Source organism: Psychroserpens damuponensis, from assembly GCF_000826655.1.
Lineage (GTDB): Bacteria > Bacteroidota > Bacteroidia > Flavobacteriales > Flavobacteriaceae > Psychroserpens > Psychroserpens damuponensis.
On sequence record NZ_JXJO01000069.1, the window covers coordinates 1 to 3,446 of the forward strand.

A 3,446-nucleotide genomic window follows, 5' to 3' on the forward strand; every position below is an offset into this window, starting at 1 on the left:
GATGGTACACCAGATGGTATTACGAGTATAGATTTAACCTTAAAGAATGTAGAAATCACATTTAACAATGCTAATTATTCAGTAAGTTATCATATTGATTTAATGGATGCTCAAGACAATGCAAATCCATTAGCTATACCATACACTAATGTAATGAATGGGCAAATCGTTCATGTACGCGTTCAAGACATTAACACAGGTTGTTATGACACTACAACCTTAGAATTAATCGTTCAACAAGCGCCAATAGCCAACACACCAACAGCATTAGAATATTGTGATCCAGACAGCGATGGATTTGGCGAGTTTGATTTAGAAAGTAAAACCAATGAAGTCACAGGAGGCGATCCAAGTTTAACAGTTACCTACCATGAGACTATGGCAGATGCTACCAACAATGTGAACCCATTAGTAAGTCTTTATAATAATATTGTAGAAGATGAGCAAATCGTTTATGTACGTGTAGAAAGTTCAACAATTTCTACCAATTGTGCTACTATAGTAGAATTAGTACTTATAGTCAATCCAACACCACAATTAGGAGCAGGTCCAACAGCCTTAGAAGTTTGTGATGATTTATCAGCCGACGGTATTGCTCAGTTTGACTTAACCAGTAAAAACGAAGAGATTTTACAAAACCTAGTCGATCCAACACTATATACAGTAAGTTTTTATGCCGATGATATTAATGCAGCCGCAGCAACAAATCCTATTGCTACACCAACGAACTACACCAATACCACACCATTTAATCAAATACTATGGGTACGCGTAGAAGACAACGTAACAGGATGCTACAAGCTTACTACCTTAGAGTTAATCGTTAACGCTTTACCAGTATTAGTTCAGCCATCACCATTAGAACTCTGTGATGATAATAATCCAGGCGATGAGATGGAAACCTTTATGCTAGAAGACGCTACCGATGAGATTCTTAACGGACAAACAGGTATCAGCTTAACTTATTTTGAAACCCAAGCCGAGGCAGATACCAATACAAATCCAATATCAAGTCCATATACCAATACAGAAAATCCACAAACTATTTTCGTAGTGGCCACCAATGATGTTACAGGCTGTTCAGTAAGTACAACGGCAACCATTTTATTAAGAGTTAACCCAATTCCATCCCCAACCACACCAACAGATTTAGAAGAGTGTGATGAAGATAACGATGGCTTTGCAAGTTTCAACTTAGAAGACCGAACCTTAGAAATCATAGGAGGAGAGTTAAACACAGCAGTGACCTATCACGAGACACAAGAAGACGCTAACATGGGAGACAATCCATTAGCAAGTCCATACACCAACATCGTCATCAATGAGCAAACGATTTACATCAGACTCACCAATACGATTACAGGATGTTATAATGCTTCGGAAACATTAATCCTTCGCGTCTTAGAATCGCCAGAAGTACCAGTTACGATTGACGACTACGTGATTTGTGATACCAATGCAGATGGCATTGCGCAATTTGATTTAACAACCAAAGACGCAGAAATCTTAGGCACACAAACCGATGTGACACTAACGTATCACGTTACAGCAGCCGATGCCTTATCAGGCGCTAACCCAATAGCCAATGTAGGTAACTACACCAATACAAGTAACCCACAAATCATTTATGTGAGGTTGGTAAGTAATACCAACGCCTGTGTAGATGTAGGACAATTTGAACTTAGTGTAGAATTACCACCAGTAGCAGTACAACCTACACCATTAGAGTTATGTGATGATGAGATTGCAGATGAAGTAACCGTTTTTGATCTTACCGTAAAAGACACCGAAATCACAGGAGGAGAAGGTAGTTGGAGTGTAAGTTACTATGAAACCCAAGCCGATGCAGATGCTCAAGATAATGCCGTAGATGCTGAAGCCTATACCAATACAGCAATAGGAATAGCAGCCGCTAACCCACAAACCTTATACGTAGTAGTAACCGATACAGATACCGGTTGTACAGATCAAGTCACCCTTACAATACGAGTATTACCAAATCCAACACCAACCACAGATCTTCCAGATTTAATTCTCTGTGATGATATCAATCCAGGTGATATGGAAGAAGAGTTTGATTTAACTACAGACGAAGTTCTAATCCTTAATGGCGAAACAGGAGTTACACCAACCTACCATGAAACATTAGAAGATGCCGAAGATGGTGTTAATGCTATAGTAGATCCAACAATGTACACCAATATTAGTACACCACAAGTGATCTATGTACGCGTTACTAACGATATCACACAATGTTATACCATTGTAGATTTTACCATAATCGTCAACCCATTACCAGAAGTTATTGCAGTAACAGATTTTATTCTCTGTGAACTTAATACCGATGGATTTGATGATTTTGATCTAACGATGAAAGATGCTGAAATCTTAAACGGACAAAGTGCTACTTTATTTACAGTAACCTATCACGTGAGTCAAGAAGACGCAGACGATTTAATGAATGCACTTGTGAGTCCATATACCAATGTGAGCAACCCACAACAAATATTTGTAGCCATTACCAATAACGATACAGGCTGTTCAATAAGTACACCAAGCTTTAATATAGAAGTACAAGAAGCAGCTGAAGCTAATAGTGACACAGAAGACATTCTCTATGAAATCTGTGACGATGAGATGGATGATGATAACGACCCAACCAATAACAGTGCCCAGTTTGATTTAACACCAGTCACAGATCTAGCAGATTTAGAACCAGAAAGTGTTCAAGCACAAGTGTTAGATGGTCAAGATCCAGCCAACTACATTATAAGTTATTATGAGACAGAAGCCGATGCCGAGTTAGGCGTTGATCCATTACCATTCTTGTATGAAAATATAATCAACCCACAAATCATTTGGGCAAGAATAGATAATGACACACCAGATGCAGCCGGAATGGATACCTCAATCTGTTATGCAGTAGCACCATTAACGCTAGAAGTTAATCCGTTACCCGTATTTGATTTAGAAGAGAGCTATATCTTATGTGTAGGATTAAATGGAACCGAAGTGTTGAGTCCGTTAGTAATAGACACAGGCTTAAGCACACCAACCTATACTTTTGAGTGGTTATTAAATGGAATGGTTATACCAGGCGCAACCGAAGGCAGCTATATGCCAAGTCAAGGCGGAACCTATACTGTAAATGTAACAGATGTCACTAGTTCACCAAACACGATGTGTGTAGGAACAGACAGCACAGAAGTTATAGAAAGTGCACCACCAAGCGTATTAGCAACAGTAACCACAGATGCCTTTGCAGATACACACGTTATAGAAGTTACCGTAGAGGGAATAGGCGTATACGAGTATAGTTTAGATAATGGAGCATGGCAAGAAGAGCCAATATTTGTAGACGTATCTTTAGGAGAACATGTTGTAACAGTACGAGATATAAATGGTTGTGGCGAATCTAGTGTTAATGTAACCGTTATGGATTATCC

1 pseudogene is annotated in these 3,446 nt (G+C 39.0%); it reads left to right on the forward strand.

The features are described from left to right. Positions 1–3,446 (forward strand): annotated as a pseudogene (locus TD29_RS18605) (hypothetical protein); the annotation flags it as partial.